This window comes from Pseudomonas chlororaphis (assembly GCF_001921865.1).
GTDB lineage: Bacteria > Pseudomonadota > Gammaproteobacteria > Pseudomonadales > Pseudomonadaceae > Aquipseudomonas > Aquipseudomonas chlororaphis_D.
The window spans coordinates 40,383-63,747 of sequence record NZ_MSCT01000016.1 but is presented as its reverse complement, the minus strand read 5'-3'; the positions used below and the strand labels follow the sequence as shown (position 1 = coordinate 63,747).

Sequence of the window (23,365 nt, the reverse complement as noted above, 5' to 3'; positions counted from 1 at the left end):
TGCGATAGGGTGCCAAGGAACGGCGTAGGCGAAACCGTGCCCGCCTGGACCTTTTCGGGAGCCACCTTTTGAGTATTCCACGTACCCTGTTCAGCGAAGAGCACCTGCAGTTCAAAGAATCCGTACAGCGTTTCATCGAGCAGGAAGTATTACCTCACTACGAGCGTTACGAAGAACAAGGCTTCATCGACCGGGAGATCTGGGAGAAGGCCGGCGCGGCGGGTTTCCTCTGCTCGAGCATTCCCGGGGAATATGGCGGCGTGGGCGCCGACAAACTCTACAGCGTGGTCCTGTTCGAGGAGTGCATGCGCCTCGGGGTGGCTAACCTCATGGGGCTCAATCTGCACTCGGAGATCGTTGCCCCCTACATCCTGCACAACGGCAGCGAATACCTGAAGCAGGCCTACCTGCCCAAGATGGCGTGCGGCGAGATGATCGGCGCCATTGCAATGACCGAGGCGGGCGCCGGCTCCGATCTGCAAGGCGTGCGTACCACCGCCGTGCGCGATGGCGACCACTATGTGATCAACGGCTCCAAGACCTTCATTACCAACGCCATGCATTGCGATCTGGTGATCGTCGTCGCCAAGACCGATCCCTCGGCCGGGGCAAAGGGGATCAGCCTGTTCATCGTCGACAGCGCGATGCCCGGCTTCAGCAAGGGCAAGCGCCTGAAGAAGGTAGGCTTGAAGGCGCAGGACACCGGCGAGCTGTTTTTCGACAATGTCCGCGTGCCGGCGCATAACCTGCTCGGCGTGGAAGGTGGCGGTTTTGCCGCGTTGATGCAGGAGCTGCCCTGGGAGCGTTTGCAAATAGCCATCAGCGCCGCGGCCATGGCGGAGACCGCGCTCGAGTGGACCACGGGTTACTGCCGCGAGCGCAAGGCATTCGGCAAGGACATTCTCGATTTCCAGGTCACCCGCCACACGCTTGCCGAGATCAAGACCGAGGTACAGATTGGCCGGGTCTTCATCGACCGTTGTATCGAGCTTTCGCTCAAGGGGCAGCTCGATGCGGCTACCGCTTCGATGGCCAAGTATTGGCTCAGCGAACTGCAATGCCGGGTGATCGACGATTGCGTCCAACTGCACGGCGGCTACGGTTACATGTGGGAATACCCGATCACCCGGGCCTGGGCCGATTCGCGGGTGACCCGGATCTACGGCGGCACGACCGAGATCATGAAAGAGCTGATCGCTCGCACCCTGTAAGAAACCTCATGCCTCAAGACGGCCAGCGCCCGGCGCTGCCGTTTCCTGCCCAAAAGGCAAGGACAACAATAATAGCTGTAAGCCAGGAGAGACCATGTACTTCACTCAGCCCCTGCACCGTAACCTCCAACGTGCGCCCACGCGCCTGATGACGATCTGCGGCGATCGCAGGCGCACTCTGCAGCAGTTTGTCGAGCGCGTTGCGAGGCTGGCCGGGGCGCTGCGTGAGCTGGGCGTCAAGCGCGACGATTGCGTTGCCATGCTGGGGTTGAACTCCGACCGCTACCTCGAATACTGCTTCGCCGTACCCTGGGCCGACGCCGTCCTCAATCTCTGCAACACCCGCTGGAGCGCGGAGGAAAACGCCTATGCGTTGAATGACTCGAAAACCTCGATCTTGCTGGTCGACGAGACGTTCAAGGATGTGGCCCTGGGGATGTGCGAGCAGGTCGCTTCTCTTCGTCACGTCATCTACGTCGGCGAGGGGGCCACGCCAGACGGGATGTACGGCTACGAAGCGCTGCTGGCCCAGGCATCGCCCGTCGAGGATGCGCGCCGTGGGGGCGATTCGTTGCTCGGTGTGTTTTATACCGGCGGCACCACGGGGTTCCCCAAGGGCGTGATGATCAGCCATGGGGCTTTCTGGAGCAGCCAGATTGCCCTGGATGCCGAAGGGCTGGTGCCGCCGGAGGCGACCATGTTGCGCGCCGCGCCCATGTTTCATCTCGCCGACATGTCGACCGGTTATGTCGGCGTGCTCGAAGGCGCGACCCATGTGGTGCTGCCCGCGTTCCTGCCGGACAAGGCGATGCTGGCGATCCAGCGCCATGGTGTGCAGGTGGCCATGCTGGTGCCGACAATGATCCAGTTGCTGGTCAATCACCCCGAGGTGGCTAGCTACGACCTGTCATCGCTCCAGCACCTGGTGTACGGCGCCTCGCCGATTCAAGAGCAGACCCTGTGGGAGCTGCAGTCCTTATTGCCGCAACTGCAACTGTTCCAGGCGTATGGCCAGACCGAGATGGCTCCGATCGTTTCGGTGCTCGGCCCGGCCCAGCATACGGCGGCAGCCGCTGCCGCGGGCATGCTGCGCTCCTGCGGCCGAGCCACCCGGGCGGTGGAAGTGCGGATTGTCGATGGCGATGGTTGTGAAGTGCCGCGCGGCAGCGTCGGCGAGGTGGTGGTACGGGGCCCGAACATGATGAGTGGTTACCTGAACAACCCCGGCCAGACCCAGGCAGCCCTGCCGGGCGACGGCTGGCTACGTACCGGCGACGGGGCCAGGATGGACGAAGAGGGCTATATCTTTATTGTCGATCGCTTGAAGGACATGATCGTCACCGGGGGCGAGAACGTCTTCTCGGCGGAAGTCGAGAACGCCCTGAGCAGCCATGCGGATGTCGCCATGTGTGCGGTGGTCGGGATCCCCAGCACGCAGTGGGGCGAGTCGGTGCATGCGGTGGTCGTGGTCAAGCCGGGGAGCACGCCAACCGCCGAGGCGCTGATCGCGCATTGCAAGCAGCGGATCGCCGGCTACAAGGCGCCCAAAAGCGTGGAATTCCGTACAGCGCTACCGCTTTCCGGGGCGGGCAAGGTGCTCAAGAACGAACTGCGTGAACCGTTCTGGCGGGACAGCTCCCGGCATGTCGGTTGAGCATGGGCAGGATCGTCGATAGGCGGCCTTCGCCAGCGTTCGAGTCCTTGGGTGGCGAGAGTCGCCTGGGGGCGGGCACGGACAGCCCGAGACTCACCCTGACTGCATTGGAAGGCCCTGCCTGTCTGCATGACGGCGGCGTGGTGTTCGGCGGCACGCCGCGGGCGCACTGGGCGCAATGGTTCAAGCCCGACAGCGACAACCTGATCGAGCTGGCCGGTCGGGCCCTGCTCGTTCAGGGGCGCGGGAAGAACACGCTGGTGGTCGCCGGCAGCGAGGCCCTGTTGGCCCCGCAGCCTTTGATGGGGCATGGCCAGGAGCGTGTTCCTCGGGGACTGCTCGGCAGTCTGGCGCAGGTGGGGCTTGGCGAAGAGGATATCCATGCGGTCGTGCTGGCCCATTTACGCGTCGGGCCTTCGGCGCAACGGCTGGCGACGGCCCGGCAGGGGAGTGTGCCGCGGATCCTTTTCCCCCGGGCCCGTTACATCGTTTGCAAGCGGCAATGGCGTCGGGCGTGCCATCCGCATCCCGGGGACAGGGCCTCATTTGTTCCGCAGGTCTTGGCGCAGCTTGAATCCAGCAAGCGCCTGGATCTGCTCGACGACGCTACCAGCGACTTCCTCGGCAGCGATTGGTGCTTCCACTTCAGCGATGGCCACACGCCAGGGCAACTGCATCCGGAAATCGCCATGCCGGGCGGCCCGGTCCTGTTCGCCGGGGACCTGGTCCCTGCGCGTCACTGGCTGCAACTGCCGCTCACCACGGGGTATGACCGTAACCCGGAACTGCTGATCGAAGAGAAGGAACGGTTGCTGGATTACGCGGTGGCCAAAGGTTGCCGGTTGTTTTTTGCCCATGACCCGCAGATTGCCTGCGCCAGCGTAATGCGGGACAGGCAATCGCAGTATGTTCTCCATGGTTGCTTGCCGTCCTTGAGCGGGATCGCCAGGTGATCTCCAGGGGCGCTAGCGTCCCGTCTGCCCGGTTGCCGACAGTACAGGCCGGCCGCTGGGTGCCGGTTTGTGTATAGCCCGGCTTTTCTCGGACCCTGAGCGGCCTGCGGCCTTGGCCGTCGGCTGGCGTCCTGCCAGGCGCTTGTGCGCCGACGCCGCTGGGGCCCGTTCCTGATTTCGCCATCCCTTCACACCTAGCCCCCCCTCCCATTTCGGGAGGGGTAACGGCTATGCGCTCGCTGTTTACTGGGCAGGCCAATTTCTGGCGGTCGAGCGGTTGAAGAGGGAGGTTTTTCTAGGGATTCCAAGACGCCAGGAGTTGGTGGGTTTACCCATAGAGTCGGGATTATTCAGGAATGTGAGCAATGATAAGAATAAATACGCCACAAACAGACTTTATCCGGCACACGCTTGGTCAGGCGGTCGTGCTGGGGATGCTTGGCACGGGTGCAGGCCAGGCGCAGGCCTTCAATTTCGATACCGATAGCGGTTGGTCGGGGAGTCTCGATACCACGCTTTCCATCGGCAGCAGCTGGCGGGCCGAAGGGCGCGACAACGGGTTGTACAGCCAGCTCGACGGTCAGGTGATCGGCAAGACCGACGGTCTTGGCGGCTCCAATACGGACGGCGGCAACCTCAATTACGATCGGGGCGATCGCTTCTCCACCATCGGCAAGTTCCTCACTGAACTGAGCATGCACAACGGCGACCTGGGCGGCATGGTTCGCGTCAAGGGTTGGTATGACCAGGCCCTGGAAGACGAAGACGTGCATTTCGGCAACCAGGCCAACGGGTACCAGAAGAAGCCATTGTCCGACGACGGTTTCGAAGACCTGCAGAAGAACAAGGGCATCTACTTGCTCGACGCCTATGTCTACGACACCTATTACGTGGACGAGCGGCCGTTGCAACTGCGCCTGGGACGTCAGGTGCTGAACTGGGGCGAGAGCGTTTTCGTCCAGGGCCTGAACCAGATCAACCCGATCGACGTGCCGTCGCTGCGCCGCCCAGGCACCGAGGTCAAGGAAGCGTTATTGCCGGTGGGGATGATCTCCGGCAGCTTCGGCATCAGCGACGGGCTGTCGCTGGAGGCCTTCTATCAGTTCAAGTGGGAGCCCACGGTCGTCGAGGGTTGCGGCAATTACTGGTCGACCACCGAAACCATCATTTCGACCCATCCGGGCGGTTGCACCATGGCGACCTCGCTGCCCAGCGTCAACAACCCGAGCGGTTTCACCAATGGCCTGAATGTTCCACTGAGCAGCGGCAAGGATGCCCGGGATTCGGGGCAATGGGGCGTAGCGCTGCACTATCTGGTCGAGTCGATCGATACCGAGATCGGCGCCTATGCGATGACGATCCACTCGCGCACACCGATCATTTCCGCCCAGAGCGGCGACTGGGGGCGGATCCCCGCCGGGGCGCGGCCACCCTTCCTGAACCCGGTGCAAGTCCATGAAAACCTGCCGCTCGGCGCGACCTCGACCACGGCCTTCTGGGAGTACCCGGAGGACATCCACCTGTACGGCCTCAGCGCGGCCACCACCCTGGCCAGTTGGTCGGTCGGGGCGGAGCTGAGCTACTCGCCCAATACACCGGTGCAGCGCAACGGCAACGACTTGCTCAGCGCTGCCGTCCAGGGGGTGGGGCCGCAAGGCGAGCAGGCGCGTGCGGCGGGCCCGGATGCCTATATCCGCGGTTATGACCGTTTCGAGAAAACCCAGCTGCAGATCAACGGCATCAACCTGTTCCCCAACGTGCTGGGAGCCTCGAACCTGCAGGTGGTGGCCGAGGTCGCCTTCCAGTGGAACGACATCCCTCAGGGTGACGACGACATCCGCTATGGCCGCGGCTTCATCTTCGGACCGGGCTCGTCGGCCAGCTATGGCGGCAACCTCTGCGGGACGCCGGTCAACCGGCAACCCGACGGCTGCAAGGACGACGGCTACATCACCGATTTCGCCTGGGGCTACCGCGTGCGCGGGCAATTGGAATACCCGGACCTGCTGGGCGTCGGGGTCAGTACCTACCCGAGCCTGTTCCTGGGGCAGGACGTGGAAGGGGTTTCGATGGACGGCCAGTTCAACGAAGGCCGCTTTACCGTTGGCGCCGGGGTGCGTTTCGACTACCTGAAGGCCCACAGCCTGGAGTTCAACTATGTGACGTTCAACAACGACGCCAAGTACGACCCATTGCGCGATCGGGACTACTACTCGATGAATTACAGCTACAAGTTCTGATGAGGAACAAGGCATGAAAACAATAAAGACTTGCCGCATTCCGCGGACCCTGGCGATTGCCGTCGCGCTGCTGGTCGGGGGCAACGATGCCTTCGCCAAATTGACCGAAGCCGAGGCGGCCCGCCTTGGCAACGACCTGACCCCGGTGGGCGCCGAGAAGGCCGGCAATGCCGATGGCAGCATTCCGGCCTGGCAGGGCGGCTTGACGTCGCCGCCCGCGGGCTGGAAGCCGGAACAGGGGTATATCGATCCGTTTGTGCAGGACAAGCCGCAGTTTACGATCACCGCGGCCAATGCCGACCAGTACAAGGACAAGCTGACGCCCGGCACCCTGGCATTGCTGAAGAAGTACGACAACTTCAAGATGCCGATCTACCAGACCCGACGTACCGCGGCACTGCCTGCCGAAGTCACGGCCAAGGCCAAGGCGCAGTCCACCCAGGTCGAGTTGCAGGGCTTCGGCCTGAGCAACCTCAATGGCTCGAACATTCCCTTCCCGATTCCGAAGAATGGCCAGGAGGCGATCTGGAACCATCTGGTGCGCTACCTGGGCGGCGGCTTCGATCGTACCTATCACTGGTTCCCGGTGCGCAGCGGCGGTGAGTTCTACAAGGTGGGTTTCCGCGAGAACCGGGTGTTCGACCAGAACATGGACCGCAGCGTGGACAACCATCTGTTCTCCTTCCTGGGCTACTTCCTGGAACCGGCCACGTTGCAAGGTACGGTGTACCTGGTGCGCGAGCCGGTAGACCAGGTCAAGGAGGCGCGTTCGGCATGGATCTACAACGCCGGCGCACGCCGTGTGCGCCGCGCCCCGGACCTGGCCTACGACAACATCAGCGACGGCACCGAGAGCATGCGGGTGACCGATCAGTACGACGGCTATAACGGCGCCCCCGACCGCTATGACTGGAAGCTGGTCGGCAAGCGGGAAATGTATGTTCCGTACAACGATTACAAATTGTCCGACAAGTCGCTGAAGTACGAAAACATCCTGCACAAAGGCACGGTCAACGCCGACCTGATGCGCTACGAACTGCACCGCACCTGGGTCGTGGAAGGCACCCTCAAGGCCGGGCAGAAACATATCTACGGCAAGCGCGTGATGTACCTCGACGAGGACAGCTGGACCCTGTTGATCGAAGACGCCTATGACACCCGCGGCCAGCTGTGGCGTATCGGCGTGCACCCGCTGATCCAGTTCTACGACGTCGGCGTGCCTTGGTACCGGGCCAATATCTGGCACGACCTGAGCAACGGCAACTACATGGCGTCGGGGCTGGACAACGAGGTCAAGCAGCCCTGGAAGTTCGGCATCAAGGGACGCCAGGCCGAGTTCCAGCCCGATGCCCTGCGTCGCGCTGGCCACTGAGCCCTCATGCAGCCTCAAGGCGACCCGGTAGCGGGTCGTCTATTCCAAATAATAAGAGAGGAGCGCCAATGGCTATTTTTGCAAAGCCTGTTCGCGGGTTGCTGTGGGCAGTCTGTATCGCGGCATCCGCCGTACGTGCCGAGACGCCTGGCTTGCCCCAGGCAACGATCGATCCGGCGCGGATCATCCTGCTCGATATCCAGCGCGTCGGCAGCCAGTTGTTCAGCGCGGGCGAGCGCGGATGGATCCTGCGCTCGACGGACGACGGCGGGCATTGGCAGGCCATTCGTACCCCGGCCGATCGTACGCTGACAGGGCTGGCTTTCGCCGACGAGCGCCTGGGCATTGCGGTCGGGCATGGCGCGACGCTGCTGCGTACCACCGACGGCGGCCAGCAATGGACGGCGATCCCGGTGGAGGATATCGGTCATGATTCGCTGCTCGGCGTGACCCACCTGGGCGGCCAGCATTTCGTCGCCTATGGCGCATTCGGTCATTACCTGGAGTCCTTGGACGGCGGCTCGAGCTGGAGCAGGAAAACGGTACTGAACGAGGACTTCGATCGGCACATCGCCAAGGTACTCAAGGCGGGGCCCGACCTGTTCCTGTTTGGCGAGTCCGGCACCCTGTTGCGCTCGCGTGACCTGGGGCAGAACTGGGAAGCCTTGCAATCGCCCTACGAGGGCTCTTTTTTCGGCGGGCTGCAGACTCCCAGCGGGGCGCTGCTGGCCTTCGGCATGCGCGGCAACCTGTATCGCTCGAGCGATCAGGGGCAAAGCTGGCAGTTGATCCCCCTGTCGGTCAAGGTCGCCGTCCAAGGCGGCCAGGTCTTGTCCGACGGGCGTATCGCCCTGGTCGGCAATGCCGGGTTGCTGGCGCTCAGCCAGGACGATGGCCGCAGTTTTTCCCTGAGCAAAGCCGCCCATGGCGGGCTCTCCCAGATCGTTGCGGTGGCCGACGGCGCTCTGGCCGTGGGCGAGACCGGCGTCCAGTACCTGAGCTTGACGAAAACGACAGCCAATTGAGGTTTCTATGAGCAAATACCACGACAGCCGGGGGCTCGAACCTGTGGCCAACGATCAGGTGCTCGACCGCCACAACTTTTCCCAGGGTCTGGTCGGTCGGGTGTCCTACTGGATTTTTCACGTGCGTCGGCCGCTGCTGATTTTTTTCATCCTGCTGACGCTGTTGTTTGGCCTCACCGCCACACAGCTGCGGGTGGAGTCGGGCTTCTCCAAGATGATCCCGCTGCAGCACGAATACATGCAGTCCTTCTTCAAGTACCAGACGGATTTCGGCGGCGCCAACAAAGTGCTGCTGGCGTTGAAGAACGAAAAGGGCGAGATCTTCGACCCGAGGTTCATGGACAGCCTGCGCCAGGTCACCGAAGAGGTGTTCTACATCAAGGGCGTCGAGCGCAGCTCGGTCACTTCGCTGTTTACCGCCAACGTACGTTACAACGAGGTGGTGGAGGACGGCTTTCGCGGCGGCAATATTGTCGCCGCCGACTTCACCGGCACCCCCGAGCAGCTCCAGGCCGTGCGTGACAACGTCCTTAAGTCGGATTGGGTCGGGCGTATCGTCGCCAATGACTTGAGCGCGGCGATGGTGGTGGCGAACCTGCAAGAGGTGGACCCGGACACCGGCGCACGCCTCGACCTGCAGGGGGTGAGCAGGGCGCTCGAAGCGATCCGCGCCAAGCACGAGAAAGAGGGCATCAGCGTGCATATCATCGGTTTCGCCAAGTCGACCGGGGATATCGCCGACGGTGCCGCGGGGGTGCTGCTGTTCTTCGCTGTGGCCTTCGTGATCACCGCGCTGCTGCTCTACTGGTATTGCGGGTCGCGCATGCTGACGTGCTGGGCGTTGATATGCGCCATGGTGCCGGTGGTCTGGCTGCTGGGGTTGCTGCCGCTGCTGGGCCTGGCGCTTGACCCCATGTCGATTCTGGTGCCGTTCCTGATTTTCTCCATCGGCGTCTCCCACGCGGTGCAGATGACCAATGCCTGGAAACTGGAAACCCTGCGTGGCCACGACAGCATTACCGCCTCGCGCAACTGTTTCCAGAAACTCTTCATCCCGGGGGCCATGGCGCTGCTGGCCAATGCCCTGGGTTTCCTGGTGATTGCGTTCGTGCAGATCGAGATGGTCCGCGAGCTGGCGATCACCGCCACCCTGGGGGTCAGCCTGATGATCCTCACCAACAAACTGCTGCTGCCGATCCTGCTGTCTTACATGGGGTTTTCGGCCAAGGAAGCCGAGCGTTTGCGGGGTAAGGAAACCGCCGGCAACCGGCTGTGGGAGCGAATTGGCGTGCTGGCCACCCGCAAGGGCAGCGTACCGGTCATCCTGATCGCGCTGGCGCTGCTCGGCGTCGGTCTCTGGCAGGCCGGCAAGTTGAAGGTTGGCGATACCGGGCAGGGCGTTCCGGAGCTGCGCGCCGATTCGCGTTACAACCAGGACGTGGCCATGATCACCCGCAGTTTCGCCATTGGTGTCGATCTGTTGCAGGTGGTGGTAGAGGCCAGCGGCAACGAGTCGCCCTGTGTCGACCGGCATATCCTGGGCAAGGTCGAAGCGTTCGAGTTCGACATGAAGCAGACCCCGGGTATCGGTACGGTGCGCGGGCTGGCCGGTTATGTCGGGCAGATCACCCAGGGTTATGCCGAAACCTTCATCAAGTGGCGGACCATTCCCGAGGAGCGCGCGCAAATCGCCCAGGGCGTGGGGTTTGCCACGCGTCTTGGCAACGAATTGATGAACTCCACCTGCACCGCCATGCCGATCTCGCTGTACACCGAGGATCACCAGGCTTCGACCATCGACCGCATCATCGAGCGGATCAAGGCGTTCAAGGCCACCCACGACGGCAGTGAACTGCGCTTTCAACTGGCCAGCGGCAATGTCGGGGTCATGGCCGCGACTAACGAGGCGGTCGCGGCGGCGGACAAATGGGTCAACCTGGCGCTGTTCGGTTCGGTGACCTTGCTCTGCCTGCTGAGTTTTCGTTCGCTGCGCATCACCCTGTGCATCATCCTGCCGCTGGCGCTGGTCACGGTGCTGTGCAACGGCCTGATGGCGTTGCTGGGCATCGGCCTCAAAGTCAACACCTTGCCTGTGGTGGCGCTGGGGGTGGGGGTCGGCGTGGATTACGGCATTTACTTGTTCGAGCGGATCAAGCACGAGATGCACTCACGTCATCTGGACCTGCGCTCAGCGTTTGTCGAAGCGCTCAAGCAGCGAGGGACGGCCTCGCTGTTCACCGCGGTGACCATGACGGTGTCCGTGTCCACCTGGGTGTTTTCCATCCTCAAGTTCCAGGCAGACATGGGGGTGCTGCTGGCGTTCATGTTCCTGGTCAATGTCTGGGGCGCCATCCTCCTGTTACCGGCCCTGGCGGCCTGGCTGGTGCGACCGGTGTCCACCGTCAGGCAATAACGGCAAGCATCGCTCCGTGAACCTTTGGCGGCCTTCGGGCCGCCCTTTTTTTGTGTTCGGGTTCGCGTCGCTCGACAGGGCCTGAGTGGTACGGCGGCGCTCAGCCGGCCTTGCGGCTCTGGTGCACGGGAAGCTCGACGCGGAAGGTGGTGCCGACCCCGACCTCGCTGCGCACCGAGATGTCGCCGCGGTGTTTCTTGACGATGCCGTAGGACAGCGACAACCCGAGCCCGGTGCCTTCGCCCACGGGTTTGGTGGTGTAGAACGGGTCGAAGATTTTCTGCAGGCTGTCCTCCGGAATGCCCGAGCCCGTATCGGCGACTTCGATCCAGACGTTCTCGCCGTCGACGCCGTTGCGCAGGGTGATGGTGCCGCGTTCGGTGCCCATGGCCTGGGCGGCGTTGACGATGAGGTTCATCACCACCTGGTTGATCTGCGACGGCAGGCACTCGACTTCCGGCAGCTCGACGTATTCCTTGACCACGTCGGCCTTGTACTTGATCTGTGCGGCCACGATGTTCAGGGTCGAGTCGATGCCCTGTTGCAGGTCCGCCCACTGCCATTGCTGGCTTGAGTCGACCCGGGAAAAGTCCTTGAGGTCCTTGACGATCTGGCTGACCCGGCCGATGCCGTCCTTGGACTCCTTGATCAGCAGGGGAATGTCTTCGAGGAGGAAATCCAGCTCGATGTCCGCGCGCAGTTTGCGCAGCGGTTCGCGCAGCTCGTCGGCGCCGATCCCGGCCTCGGCGCCGACATAGGCATCGAGCATCTCCTGCAGGCGCTTGAAGTAGTTGTCCAGGGCGCCGAGGTTGGAGGAAATGAAACCGATCGGGTTGTTGATTTCATGGGCGATACCGGCAGCCAGTTGGCCCAGGGAGGCCAGTTTTTCCGATTGCACCAGTTGGCTTTCCAGCAGCTTGCGCTCGTCGATTTCCCGTTGCAGCGCCGCGCTGGCCTGCTTGAACGCCAGGGTGCGCTGTTCCACCCGTTCTTCCAGCTGGCTCATCTGCAACTGCGCCTGCAAGGTCATTTCCCACTTGGTGGTGAGGGTGTTGGCCATTTGCTGGACTTCGATATTGTCGAAGGGCTTTTTCAGGATCAGCAGGCGATCGTGGCCGTTCAGGCGTTCGAGCAACTCGTCCCAGGAGTAGTCGGAATAGGCGGTGCACACCACCACTTGCAGCAACGGGTCGTGTTGCCACAGCGCCTCGATGGTCTGCGCGCCGTCCCAGCCATCGGGCATGCGCATGTCGACGAAGGCCAGGGCGTAGGGGCGCCCGTTGCCCGCGGCCTCCAGCAGCTTGCCCAGGCCTTCTTCGCCGCCGTAGGCCGAATCCAGCTCGAACAACGTGGCGGCGGTTTTCGGCGCGCTGCCGAACAGCGCGCTTTCCATGGCGTCGAGGTCGGCGCTGTCGCCGGTCTTGGGGGTGAGGATCTTGCGGAAGTCGTCGTGGATCGCCGGGGTGTCGTCGATCAGCAGGACGCGCCGGTTTATCGGGTTGTTCATGGCTCACCTTCGGCGGGTATCAGGGGGATCTGCAGGACGAACAGCGCGCCGGTGCCCGGGCCGTCGCTGTGGGCGGTCAGGTGGCCATTCATCTCGATGGCCGCCAGCGCGCAGCTGTGCAGGCCGAAGCCATGGCCCTCCTTGCGGGTGGTGAAACCGTGGGCAAAGATGCGCGTCATGTTTTCCGCGGCGATGCCTTCGCCTTCGTCGCGCACGCTGATCTGCAGGGTCTGGCCGTCGACCACCGCCGCCCCCAGGGTCATGTAGCGCGCCTGGTTGGACAGGTCGGACATGGCGTACTTGGCGTTGCTGATCAGGTTGATCAGGATCAGCAGCAGGCGGTGCTTGTCGCCCATGATCCGCGGTACGTCGGCGTATTCCTTGCGCACGGTGACATGGTGCCGGGTGAGGGCGCCGGAGTTCATGCGCAGGGCGTCTTCGAGCAGTTCGCTGACCGTCAGCGGTTCCAGCAGGCTGCTGGCGCCGGCGTAGGATTGCTGGGTGGCGACGATGTCCTTGATGTGGTCGACGCTTTTGCTCAACTGGGTCAGTTCTTCGGCCATGCCTTGCTGTTCCTGGTCGATGGCGTCGACCAGCTGGTTCAGGTAGCCCGGCAGCAATTTGCCCTTCGCGTCCTCGGTGAGAAAATGGCCCAGGTCCTGCGGGTGCTCGTTGATCAGCTGCATGGCCTTGCCCAGCCCCTGGGCCTTGCTGTTGCGCAGCTTGCGGCTGACCAGGTCGGCGGAGATGTTCACGCTGTTGAGCACGTTGCCGACGTTGTGCAGGACGTTGGTGGCGATTTCCGCCATGCCGGCCTGGCGGGCGGTGTCGAGCAGTTCGCTCTGGGTGTCCTTGAGCTGGCGCGTGCGCTCTTCGACCCGTTGCTCGAGTTTGTCGTTGGCGGTCACCAGGGCCCGGTTCATCTGGTTGATCTGGGCAAAGCTGCGGATCAGGCGCACGCCCAGCCAGATCAGCAGCAGCACCAGCAGGGTGGAGAACAGCAGCAGGTAGAAATGGTAGCGCTGGCCGATCGCTTCGGCCTCCTGCTGGTCGCGGTTGAGCAGGACGGTGATGTCGTCCAGGCGCTCGGCGACCGGTACCACTTCGATCTCTTCGAGCAGGCGGTTGACCTTGGGTTGTTCGCGCAGGATCAGCCCGACATGATTGCTGAGGGTGTCGATCAGGCCGTGGAACTCTTCGGGCATGCGCTCCTCGTTGACGCTCAGCTTGTTCAGGCCCACCAGGATGTCCGCGGCCTTGTCGTCGGAGGTGACCTGGGCGAACTCCAGGCTGCTGAGCAACAGGTCGTAGGTGTCGGTGGCGATGTTCTGCAACTGCAGTTTGTCCGCGTCGCTCAGTTGTGCCAGTTGCTGCTGGATATCGTCCTCGGCGGTCGGCAGGAAGGCCAGCGAGTTGCGCAAGATGGCGTTGCGCGATTTGAACTGCTCCACCAGGCGGGTCTTTTCCTTCATCGCGTTCAGGTAGCCGTCATGGGCGTTGCGCCACATCGGCGAGGCATCGCGCTGTTGCTGCGCCTCCATCGAGTCGAACGCCTGCCACAGCCGCATCATCTCGTTCAGCGGCGACACCAGCGGGTCGTAGTTGTGGGTGATGGCCACTCGGGCCTTGAGCACTTCGTTCTCCCACTGCGAGTCCTGCTGCTTGATCTGACGGATCAGGTCGCGGGACTCGGTGTAGTTCAGGGTCTGGTCGGACCTGGACTTGAGGTACAGAAACAGCAGGACCGACGCCAGCACCACGGCGAGGGCGGCCAGCAACAGAATGCTAATGCGACGGGATACTTTCATAAGGGTTTGCCTTCCCACTCGCCGGTCAGGGTCTTGAGGAATTTGACGATCAGGCGCTTGTCTTCCTCGGACGGCGTACGTCCCAGCTGGTACTTGAACATTACCGCCACGGCGCCTTCGAGGGTGGCTTGCGAGCCATCGTGGAAATACGGCGCGGTGACCGCGACGTTACGCAGGCTCGGCACTTTGAACACATGGCGGTCGTCTTCTTCGCCGGTGATATTGAACCGCCCCAGGTCGGCCTCGGTCGGGTTGCCCCGGGCCGCGAAGTAGTCGCCGAGCACGCCGAACTTCTGGAACATGTTGCCGCCGATATTCACGCCCTGGTGGCACGCGATGCAGCCGTAATCCTGGAAGCGCTGGTAGCCGTACTTTTCCTCGATGTCGAGGATCTCGGTGTTGCCCGCCAGGTACTGGTCAAAGCGCGAGTTGGCGCTGAGCAGGGTGCGTTCGTAGTCGGCCAGGGCGCCCTGGATATTGGCCTGGGTCACGGCGTCGGGGTAGGCGTCGGCGAACGCCTGGCGATAGTCCGGGTCGGCGGCGATGCGCTGGACCACGGTCTGCCAGTCATTGCCCATTTCAGCGGGGCTCTGTACCACGCTGTGTACCTGGTCCTCCAGGGTATCGACCCGGCCGTCCCAGAACTGGCGGAAGTTCAGGCTGGCGTTGAATACGCTCGGGGTGTTGAGCGCCACGGGTTTGCCGTCGACGCCCAGGGAGTGCGGGAGGTTGTCGGCGCCGCCCTGATCGAGATGATGGCAACTGGCGCACGACAGGCTGTTGTTCGCCGACAGGCGCGGATCGTTGAACAACCGGCGCCCCAGGTCGACCCGTTTGCCGTCCAGTACCGGCGCCGCGGGCAGCGGCGTGAGCGGCCCTTCCAGCGGCGCGGCTTCGGCGCCCGGAATGAGCAGCAGGCCGGAGCAAAGGAGCAGGGCGAGGGCGTTCATGGTCGGTATCCTTGCCGGGCGCGTGTTTATGTCGGGGGCAGGCGACATTGCCGGGAGTCGTTCAGGTAACGGACGAACGCCTCGGGTTCCACGGCTTTGCTGAAGTAGAAACCCTGGCCTTCCTCGCACTGGTGGCGCTTGAGGAAGTCCAGTTGTTCGACCGTCTCCACCCCCTCGGCGATGATGCTCAGGTTGAGGTTCTTGCCCAGGCTGATAATGCTGCTGACCAGCTTCGCATCGTTATTATCGGTGTCCAGGTCGCGGACGAAGGACTGGTCGATCTTCAGCACGTCGACGGGAAATTTCTGCAGGTAGCTCAGGCTCGAATAGCCGGTGCCGAAGTCGTCGATGGCCAGCCGCACCCCCAACTGCTTGATCGCCTTGAGCGTGGCGATGGTCGCGTCGACATTCTGCATCAGCACGCTTTCGGTGATTTCCAGCTCCAGCAGCGTCGGCTCGAAGCCGGTCTCGGCCAGGGTACGGGCGATACCGTCGACAAAGCCGCGTTGACGAAAATCGATGGCCGAGACGTTCACCGACATGCAGATCGGCGGCAGCCCCTGGTCTTGCCAGAGACGCGCTTGGGTGCAGGCCTGGCGCAGCACCCACTGGCTCAACGCAACGATCAGGCCGCTGTCCTCCGCCACCGGAATGAAATCCGACGGGTACATCCAGCCATGCCCGGGCCGCAGCCAGCGCACCAGGGCCTCGGCCCCGACCACCATGCCGCTGAGCAGGTCCAGCCGGGGCTGGTAGTGCAACACGAACTCCCCGCGTTGCAGGGCCAGGCGCAACCCGGTCTCCAGGGTCTGCTGCTGGCGGGCGCGCAGGTTCATGTCTTCGATGAAAAAGCGGAACTCGTTGGCGCCGTTTTCCTTGATATTGCGCATGGCCGTCTCGGCCTTCTTGATCAGGGTGATGGCGTCGAAGCCGTCCTCGGGGTAGCTGCTGATGCCCAGGCTGGCGGTGATCGTCAGGTCGTGGCCGGCGACGGTATGGGGGACATGGATGGCCGCCAGCAGTTTCTCGGCGATGCCGCGGGTCTGCTGGGGGTGGATGATGTCGCCGAGAATCGCCACGAACTCATCCGAGCCGTAACGAAACACCGAGTCGGATTCGCGCAAGGTCGTCGCCAGCATCTGGGCGACGTGCTTGAGCATTTCATCGCCCACCGGATGCCCGAGGGCATTGTTGATGCGCTTGAAACGGTCCAGGCCGATGAACATCACCGCCACCTGCAGGCCATGGCGCCGCGCCTGGGTCAGGTACTGGCTCAGGCGATCGCCCAGCAACGTGCTGTTGGGCAGGTCGGTGAGGGCGTCGTATTGCAGCAGCTTCGACACGCGCAGCAGTTCCTGGACCCGTTCCTCGATGGTCTGTTCCAGGTTGCGCATCTTGCTCATGGCATCCCGGGCCAACTGCCATTTCCAGGTCAGGGCATTGGCCATCTGGCGGATTTCCAGGCTGTCGAAGGGTTTTTTCAGGATCAGCAACTGGTCGTCGAACCTGATGCGTTCGGCCATCGCTTCCCAGGAGTAATCGGAGAACGCCGTGCACAGGGCGATCTGCAGGTCGGGGTCGGCCTTCCACAACTGCTCGATGGTCTGCAGGCCGTCCCAGCCCGGCGGCATGCGCATGTCGGTGAAGGCCATGGCATACGGCCGGCCTTCGGACTGGGCACGTTTCACCAGCTCCACGGCTTCTTCGCCCTGGTAGGCCGAGTCCAGTTGAAACGGCTGGTGGCGCTGTTGGGGCGGGGTCTCGAACAAGCGGGCTTCGGTGTCGCTCAGGGGATCCTCGGCGAAGGCCTCGGGGGTGAGGATCTTGCGAAAGTCGCGATGGATCGCCGGCGTGTCGTCGATGATCAGGATTCGCCGGTTGGGCGCCACCGAGAGCGGGTTCACCGAAGCTGCTCCGAGGTCGGGCCTGCCGACCAGCTGCTGTCTCCCGGGGCGGAGGCCCGGGCCTTGAGCAGTTCGCCGGCCCGGTCGCTGTCGACGGCCGTGCCGGGACAATGCCCCAGCGGCGTGCCGCTGGCAATCAGGGTGGTGCGCTGCTCCTGGGTTTCTACCCCCTCGGCGGTGACGCCGATCCCCACTTCGCGGGCGAAGTTGAGGATGGCCCGCAGGGTCATGGCGTGGTCCGGGTCGCGGCTGGCGCTGTCGAGAAAACGCTGGGCGAGCTTGAGGTGGTTGACCCGGTAGGTCTTGAGGTAGTCGAACGAGGAATACTCGGTGCCGAAGTCGTCGATGGCGATCTTCACGCCCAGCTCGCAGAGCCTGGGCAGGATGTCGTTGTGGGTCCACTTGGTCTGGGCCAGGGTGCCCTCGGTGACGTCGAACCGCAGGTCCCACGGGCACAGGTTCCAGCGCGCGGTGGTACGTAGCACGTCGTAGATCAGTTCCGGGCCGGTCTTGAGCTGGACCAGCGACAGGTGGATGGCGATCAGCGGCGGCGCCATGTTCTGCTCGCGCCAGGCGCTCATCTGCCGGCAGGCCTGCTCCAGCAGCCAATGGCCGAGGGCGATGACGATGCCGGTCTTTTCCGCGGCGGGCATGAAGTCCTCGGCCTCGAGCCAGCCGCGCTGGGGGTGGAGCCAGCGGACCTGGGTCGCCATACCGAGGATCTTGCCGGTCCCCAGGTCGACTTCCGGCAGGTAGTGCAGGTGCAGTTCGTCGCGTTCCAGGGCCAGTTTCAGGTCGTTGGCCAGGGTCACGCGCTCGGTGACTTCCTGGTTGATCTCCTCGCTGTGAAAATGGAACTGGTTGCGGCCGTTGTCCTTGGAGCGATACAGCGCCATGTCCGACTGCGCCATCAGGCTGTCGGCGCTGAGGGTCTGCGGGCTGTAGAGACTGATGCCGATGCTGACCGAGATGCGCACTTCGTTGCCGTCCAGGGAGTAAGGGGGCATCAGGGCGTCGCGGATTTTTGCCGCCAGCGCGGCGCAGTGGGTTGCCTCGTTGACGTCCAGTTGCAGGATCGCGAACTCGTCGCCGCCCAGGCGCGCCACCACGTCGTTTTCCCGGGTGCAGGCCCTGATGCGCCGGGCGACTTCCTGCAACAGCAAGTCGCCGACGGGGTGGCCGAGGGTGTCGTTGATGGGCTTGAAGTGGTCCAGGTCCAGGTAAAACATCGCGAAGGGCGCGGCGCCGCGTCGGGCCGCAGCGAACGCCTGGTGCAGGCGCTCGATCAGGGTCGCCCGGTTGGCCAGCCCGGTCAGCGCGTCGGTGCGGGCCATCAGGGCGAGCTTTTCTTCGGCCAGCTTGCGTTCGGTGATATCGAGGATGATCCCTTCCACCTCCACCAGTTGGCCCTGCTCGTTGCGCACCGGGATATAGCGGTTCTCCACCCAGCGAAAGGCGCCGTCGCCGGTACGCATGCGAAATTCGATGGAGGCTCCCGCGACATCGCGGTCCAGCACCCGGAGCATCGCGCCCTCGACCTTGCCCCGGTCGTCGGGATGGATCAGCGTCTGGGCCCAATCGGCGGAGGCCACCAGTTGCGCCGCCACATGGCCGAACTTGGTGATGTTGTGGGAAATGTACATCAGCGTGAACGCAGGCTCGCCCCGCAGGCGGTAGAGGATGGTCGGGCTGTTCTGCACGATGATGTTGGCGTCGGCCAGCTCGCGGGTACGCTCTTGGACTGCCTGTTCGAGTTGGTCCATTTTCAGCGCCGCGTCTTCGGTCATCTGCCATTTGACGGTCAGGGTGCTGGCCATCTGGCGGATTTCGATGGCGTCGAAGGGCTTTTTCAGAATCAGCAGGCGGTCGCCCAGTTGCAGGCGCTCGGCAATGTCTTCCCAGGAGTAATCGGAATAGGCGGTGCACAGGGAAATCTGCAGTTTGGGGTCGACCTGCCACAGCCGCTCGATGGTTTCCAGGCCGTCCCAGCCGGGCGGCATGCGCATATCGATGAACGCCATGGCATAGGGCGCGTTGCCGTCGAGCGCCGCTTGCACCTTGTCCAGCGCTTCGCTGCCCTGGAATGCCGAGTCCAGCAGGAAATGCTCCAGCGCGGTACTCACGGGGCCGCCGAACAGCGCGGCCTCGGCGTCGCTGAGGCTGTCCTCGGGGGCATCCGCGGTCGCGAGGATCTTGCGAAAGTCCTCATGGATCGATGCGGTGTCGTCGACGATCAGGATTCGCCGGTTGGCCCGGCCCGCAGACGGCATCATTGTCGTACTCCGACCCGGCGCGGGGACCTTCTATATAAGCTCATCGGGCTTCCTTTGCTGCCTGGACGGCAATCCATTTTCGGCTTGAGCATAGTCAGGCTCTGTTGTATGCGCTAATCGAACGGCGGCAAATTCAGCTCCGAAACGCTGCGAGTCATCTAGCCTGTTCCAGACGGTGGGTCCGATCGATGCGAGAAGGAAGGGGCAGGCATGGAAGAGGGTGCAAACGAGGCGGTACAAGGCAGACCGACGGTACTGCTGGTGGACGATGAGGAATCGATTCTCAATAGCTTGCGCCGCCTGTTGCGCAGCCAGCCCTACGACATCCTGCTGGCCGACAGTGGCGCCAAGGCCCTGGAAATCCTCGGGCAGCGGGCGGTCGACGTGGTCATGAGCGACGCGCGCATGCCAGGCATGGATGGTGCGACCCTGCTGGCCCAGATCCACCAGCGGCATCCGTCGACGCTGCGTATCCTGCTCACCGGCTATGCCGACATGACCCTGATCGCCAAGGCCATCAACGAAGGGCAGATCCACCGGTACATCAGCAAGCCCTGGAACGACGAAGACATGCTGGTGACCCTGCGCCAGGCCCTGGCCCATCATCATTCCGAGAGCGAGCGCCAGCGTCTGGAAACGCTTACCCGGGAGCAGAACGAACAACTGAAGACCCTCAATACGACCCTGGAGAAACACGTCGCGGCGCGCACCGCCGAGCTGCAACAGACCGCCGACATGCTCGACCTGGCGTATGAAGAGCTCAAGCGCAGCTACGTGACCGGCACCGAAGTGTTCTCCCTGCTGGCGAACCTGCGCCTGCCCAAGGCCAAGCAGACCAACCGCCAGATCATCGAGCTGATTCGCGTCTACTGCACCCGCCACGGCCTGGACGAAAGCGCAAGCCGCGACATGACCATGGCCGCCGCGCTGTACAACATCGGCAAGTTGAGCTGGACCGACAGCATGATGAGCGCGCCCGCGGATCTGCTGCACCACACCGAACGCGATCTATACCGCGCCTACCCGAAACAGAGCGAATCGCTGCTGATGACCCTGGAGCCGATGAAGGACGCGGCGCGGATCATCCTGCACCACCAGGAGCGCTGGGACGGCAGCGGTTTTCCCGAGCATCTCAAGGGCGAGGCGATTCCGCTGGGTTCGCGTTGGCTCAAACTGGCGGTGGATTTCATCGAGCTGCAACGCGGGTTGATACTCGAACGGCAGATGAACAGCGACGAGGCGCTGCTGTTCATTCGCAAATACGCCGGAAAACTCTACGACCCCGACCTGGTGGAAGACTTTGTCGGGGTCTGTGCGGCGTACCTGAGCGACGTCACCCTGGCCGATCCGACGGTCAAGGTCCTGACCACCCGGGACCTGGTCGCCGGCATGATCCTGGCGCGCAACCTGAATGCCGACAACGGCATGCTGCTGCTCAATGCCGGCAAGGTGCTGAACGGCCCGCTGGTGGACAAGCTCATCGCCTTCGAAGCGATGGAAGGAGCGAAATACAGCATTTTCGTCAAAGAGCCCGAAGAGCCGCAGGCGGCTTCGGACACGGCTTGAGCCTGGAATGCCGGCTAGCCGCCGTTGGCGGTGAGGATGCTGGCCACCTGGCGTGGCTGGCAATTGAGGTAGGGCGACGATTTGAGCCACTGCTGGTCGGGGTACCAGGAGAACATGAACTGGCCGTCCTTGAGGCGGTCAATGACCTGGCGAGCCACCTGTGGGCGTACGGCCGGGCAGCCGAGGCTGCGACCTATCCGACCCTCGCGCCGGCTCCACAGCGGGCTCACATAGTCGGCGGCATGGATCACGATATCGCGGTCGCGGGCCAGGTCGTTGATGCCCGGCTCCAGGCCGTCCATGCGCAGCGAATAACCGTGGGCGCCTTCGTAGCTTTCCTGGGTGCGGAACAGGCCGAGGCTGGACTGGTAGCTGCCCATGCGATTGGAGAATTGAGTGGCGAAGTTTTCCCCGGATTTCTGCCCGTGGGCGACCAGGTCGCGCAGCACCAGGGTTCGTTTATTCAGGTCGAAGATCCACAGGCGGCGGGCCGTGGACGGTTGCGAGTAATCGATGACCGCCAGGTGCCGGGCTTGTCTGGCGCCGCTGTTGACCGCGCATTGCATGGCGCTCAGGGCACTTTTTAATACGTGGGGATTGAGTTCCGGGGCGGCGTGGGAGAGGCTGTTGTACAGCAGCGAAGGGGTAGTGCTGGCGGCGAGCGCGGGGCTGCAGATCGCGCCCAGGGTGGTCATCGCCAGGCACAGCCGGCGCAAGAAAGTCAGCATTCTAGAGTGTCCCCACTGTCACTTTGGCTCCTGACGTCCTGTCGCTCTCCTGGCAGTTCTGGTTATCGGTGGCTTGATATTGTTCGCAGCCACTGCCGAGGTTGGCCATCAAGGTGATGGCCATGATTGGAGTAAAGCAGTTGTTCAAAAAACACGCATGTTACTTGAGCCTTTTCTTGCTCGCTGCGCCGTTGGTCGCGACTGCCCAGGACGTACCGGCCGATCATGAAAGCCCCGTGCAATTGGCGCTCGCTCGCCTGCCCACGGCCTGTCCGGGGCTGGCCGCGCACCTGGATGCCCCTGCACAGAGTCTGTTGCAGGCGTTCTACCAGCAGCAGGGCGAGCAACTGCTGTGGTCGTCCAGCGAGCGTTCGGCGGCGTTGCAAGCGCAATTGCAGCAATTGGCCGACGACGGCCTGGACCCGATCCACTACCGCTCGCCTGACGACGTTGCCGCGGGCGATGCGCTGTGCAGCGACCTGAGCCTCAGCCAGCATTACCTGCAAGCCCTGCATGACCTGCATTATGGTCGTCTGCCGCAAGAGCGCTTCGAGCCGATGTGGCACGCCCAGCCGCTGCAACCGGATCGCCAGGCGCAACTGCTCGCCATCGCCGGCCCGGGTCTGCAGGACATCGCGGCGGCCTTTGCCTTGGCCCGGCCGAGCCTGGCGCACTACCAGAACCTGCGCCAGCTCTATGCCCAGCAGCGCCTGCTGGCGTTGCCCCATTGGCAGCCGCTTGCCAGCGGACCGCTGCTGCGCCCGCAGATGCAGGACGCACGCGTACCGGAACTGGCGCAACGGCTGTTCAAGGAAGGTTATCTGAGCGCGCAGCCCAAGGCGCTCGACACCCTCTATAGCAGCGACCTGGTGAGCGCGGTAAAAAGCTTCCAGCTGAGCCATTCGCTGCAAGCCGACGGGGTGCTCGGTGCGGGAACCCTGAACGAATTGAACATCAGCCCGCACATGCGCCGCGAACAGTTGCGCATCAACCTCGAACGTTTCCGCTGGCTGGCCCAGGACCTGGAACCCGACAGCCTGCTGGTCAACCTGGCGGCGGCGCAGTTGACCGTCTATCAAGGCGGCGTCGCGGTCTGGCAGACCCGGACCCAGGTCGGGCGCGCCGAACGGCAGACGCCCTTGTTGAAATCCCGGGTCACGCGCCTGACCCTGAACCCCACCTGGACGGTGCCGCCGACCATTTTCCGCGAAGACAAGCTGCCGGAGATCCGCCGTGACCAGTCCTTCCTCAATCGGCAGAACCTGCAGGTGCTCGATAGCCAGGGGCATCCTTTGGCTGTGGAAGATATCGACTGGGATAACCCCGGCAATATCCTCCTGCGCCAGGACGCCGGGCCGAGAAACCCGCTGGGGCAGATGGCAATCCGTTTCCCCAATCCGTTCTCGGTGTACCTGCACGACACGCCCAGCCAGGCGCTGTTCAACAAGGGGCCGCGGGCCTTCAGTTCGGGCTGCGTGCGGGTCGAGCATGCGTTGCAACTGCGCGACCTGCTGGTGAGCCCGGCGGAGCGGGTGCGTACCGACGAACTGCTGAGCACCGGGCTCACCCACGAGTTCCGGCTGACCACGCCGGTGCCGATCCTGCTCACCTACTGGACGGCACAGGCCGACAGCCATGGCCAGCTGTCCTATGCCCCGGACATCTACGGCCGGGACGCGGCCTTGCTGGTGGCCCTGGGTGGCAAGCCCTGAAGGCCGCGAATGGCCGCAGCCGGTTAACGACGCCAGGCCTTGGCCGGGC

At 63.4% G+C, this 23,365-nt stretch carries 15 protein-coding genes; 9 read left to right on the top strand and 6 right to left on the bottom strand.

What is annotated here, in order from left to right:
* Window positions 1-68: 68 nt before the first annotated feature.
* The 7 genes from BTN82_RS18235 (at window position 69) to BTN82_RS18205 (ending at window position 10,868) form a co-directional block, all read left to right on the top strand.
* A complete protein-coding gene (locus BTN82_RS18235) occupies window positions 69-1,211 on the top strand; it encodes an acyl-CoA dehydrogenase family protein (RefSeq protein WP_075120510.1) in 1,143 nt (380 codons plus the stop codon).
* A gap of 94 nt (window positions 1,212-1,305) precedes the next feature.
* Complete coding sequence (locus BTN82_RS18230; protein WP_075120509.1) at window positions 1,306-2,865, top strand: long-chain-fatty-acid--CoA ligase; 1,560 nt, start codon at window positions 1,306-1,308, stop codon at window positions 2,863-2,865.
* Between the two features lie 2 nt (window positions 2,866-2,867).
* Complete coding sequence (locus BTN82_RS18225; protein WP_081375495.1) at window positions 2,868-3,818, top strand: MBL fold metallo-hydrolase; 951 nt, start codon at window positions 2,868-2,870, stop codon at window positions 3,816-3,818.
* Between the two features lie 365 nt (window positions 3,819-4,183).
* Window positions 4,184-6,058 carry a DUF1302 domain-containing protein gene (locus BTN82_RS18220; protein WP_075120508.1) on the top strand — a complete coding sequence of 625 codons (1,875 nt, stop codon included), beginning with the start codon at window positions 4,184-4,186 and terminating at the stop codon, window positions 6,056-6,058.
* A gap of 13 nt (window positions 6,059-6,071) precedes the next feature.
* Window positions 6,072-7,430, top strand: a complete 1,359-nt coding sequence (locus BTN82_RS18215; protein ID WP_075120507.1) for a DUF1329 domain-containing protein — start codon at window positions 6,072-6,074, stop codon at window positions 7,428-7,430.
* A 68-nt stretch (window positions 7,431-7,498) separates the two neighbouring features.
* A complete protein-coding gene (locus BTN82_RS18210; RefSeq protein ID WP_075120506.1) occupies window positions 7,499-8,455 on the top strand; it encodes a WD40/YVTN/BNR-like repeat-containing protein in 957 nt (318 codons plus the stop codon).
* 7 nt (window positions 8,456-8,462) lie between these two features.
* Window positions 8,463-10,868 (top strand): efflux RND transporter permease subunit, encoded by a 2,406-nt coding sequence (locus BTN82_RS18205; RefSeq protein ID WP_081375494.1) that lies wholly within the window; start codon window positions 8,463-8,465, stop codon window positions 10,866-10,868.
* A 100-nt stretch (window positions 10,869-10,968) separates the two neighbouring features.
* Here BTN82_RS18205 and BTN82_RS18200 read toward each other — a convergent pair whose 3' ends face one another.
* From BTN82_RS18200 to BTN82_RS18180, 5 genes are read right to left on the bottom strand one after another with little or no spacing between them, the layout of a single operon-like run.
* Window positions 10,969-12,375, bottom strand: a complete 1,407-nt coding sequence (locus BTN82_RS18200) for an ATP-binding protein (protein WP_075120505.1) — start codon at window positions 12,373-12,375, stop codon at window positions 10,969-10,971.
* On the bottom strand, window positions 12,372-14,183 hold the full coding sequence (locus BTN82_RS18195; protein ID WP_075120504.1) for a DAHL domain-containing protein: 1,812 nt from the start codon (window positions 14,181-14,183) through the stop codon (window positions 12,372-12,374). The genes BTN82_RS18200 and BTN82_RS18195 overlap by 4 nt, the downstream gene beginning before the upstream one ends.
* Window positions 14,180-15,133: a cytochrome-c peroxidase gene (locus tag BTN82_RS18190; RefSeq protein ID WP_075120503.1), complete on the bottom strand. Its 954-nt coding sequence runs from the start codon at window positions 15,131-15,133 to the stop codon at window positions 14,180-14,182. Before BTN82_RS18190 ends, BTN82_RS18195 begins: the two co-directional genes overlap by 4 nt.
* A gap of 26 nt (window positions 15,134-15,159) precedes the next feature.
* The gene (locus BTN82_RS18185; RefSeq protein WP_075120502.1) at window positions 15,160-17,037 is read right to left on the bottom strand and encodes a putative bifunctional diguanylate cyclase/phosphodiesterase; all 1,878 of its coding nucleotides are present in this window, start codon (window positions 17,035-17,037) and stop codon (window positions 15,160-15,162) included.
* Complete coding sequence (locus BTN82_RS18180) at window positions 17,034-19,310, bottom strand: EAL domain-containing protein (RefSeq protein WP_075120501.1); 2,277 nt, start codon at window positions 19,308-19,310, stop codon at window positions 17,034-17,036. The genes BTN82_RS18185 and BTN82_RS18180 overlap by 4 nt, the downstream gene beginning before the upstream one ends.
* A gap of 210 nt (window positions 19,311-19,520) precedes the next feature.
* Between BTN82_RS18180 and BTN82_RS18175 the strand changes: the two genes are divergently transcribed.
* On the top strand, window positions 19,521-20,876 hold the full coding sequence (locus BTN82_RS18175; protein WP_075120500.1) for an HD domain-containing phosphohydrolase: 1,356 nt from the start codon (window positions 19,521-19,523) through the stop codon (window positions 20,874-20,876).
* Between the two features lie 14 nt (window positions 20,877-20,890).
* On the opposite strand, the gene BTN82_RS18170 is transcribed toward BTN82_RS18175, so the two are convergent.
* Window positions 20,891-21,604, bottom strand: coding sequence for a murein L,D-transpeptidase catalytic domain family protein (locus BTN82_RS18170; protein WP_075120499.1), 714 nt, complete (start codon window positions 21,602-21,604; stop codon window positions 20,891-20,893).
* Window positions 21,605-21,744: 140 nt separating this feature from the next.
* Between BTN82_RS18170 and BTN82_RS18165 the strand changes: the two genes are divergently transcribed.
* Window positions 21,745-23,316: a murein L,D-transpeptidase gene (locus BTN82_RS18165; protein ID WP_075120571.1), complete on the top strand. Its 1,572-nt coding sequence runs from the start codon at window positions 21,745-21,747 to the stop codon at window positions 23,314-23,316.
* Window positions 23,317-23,365: the final 49 nt, after the last annotated feature.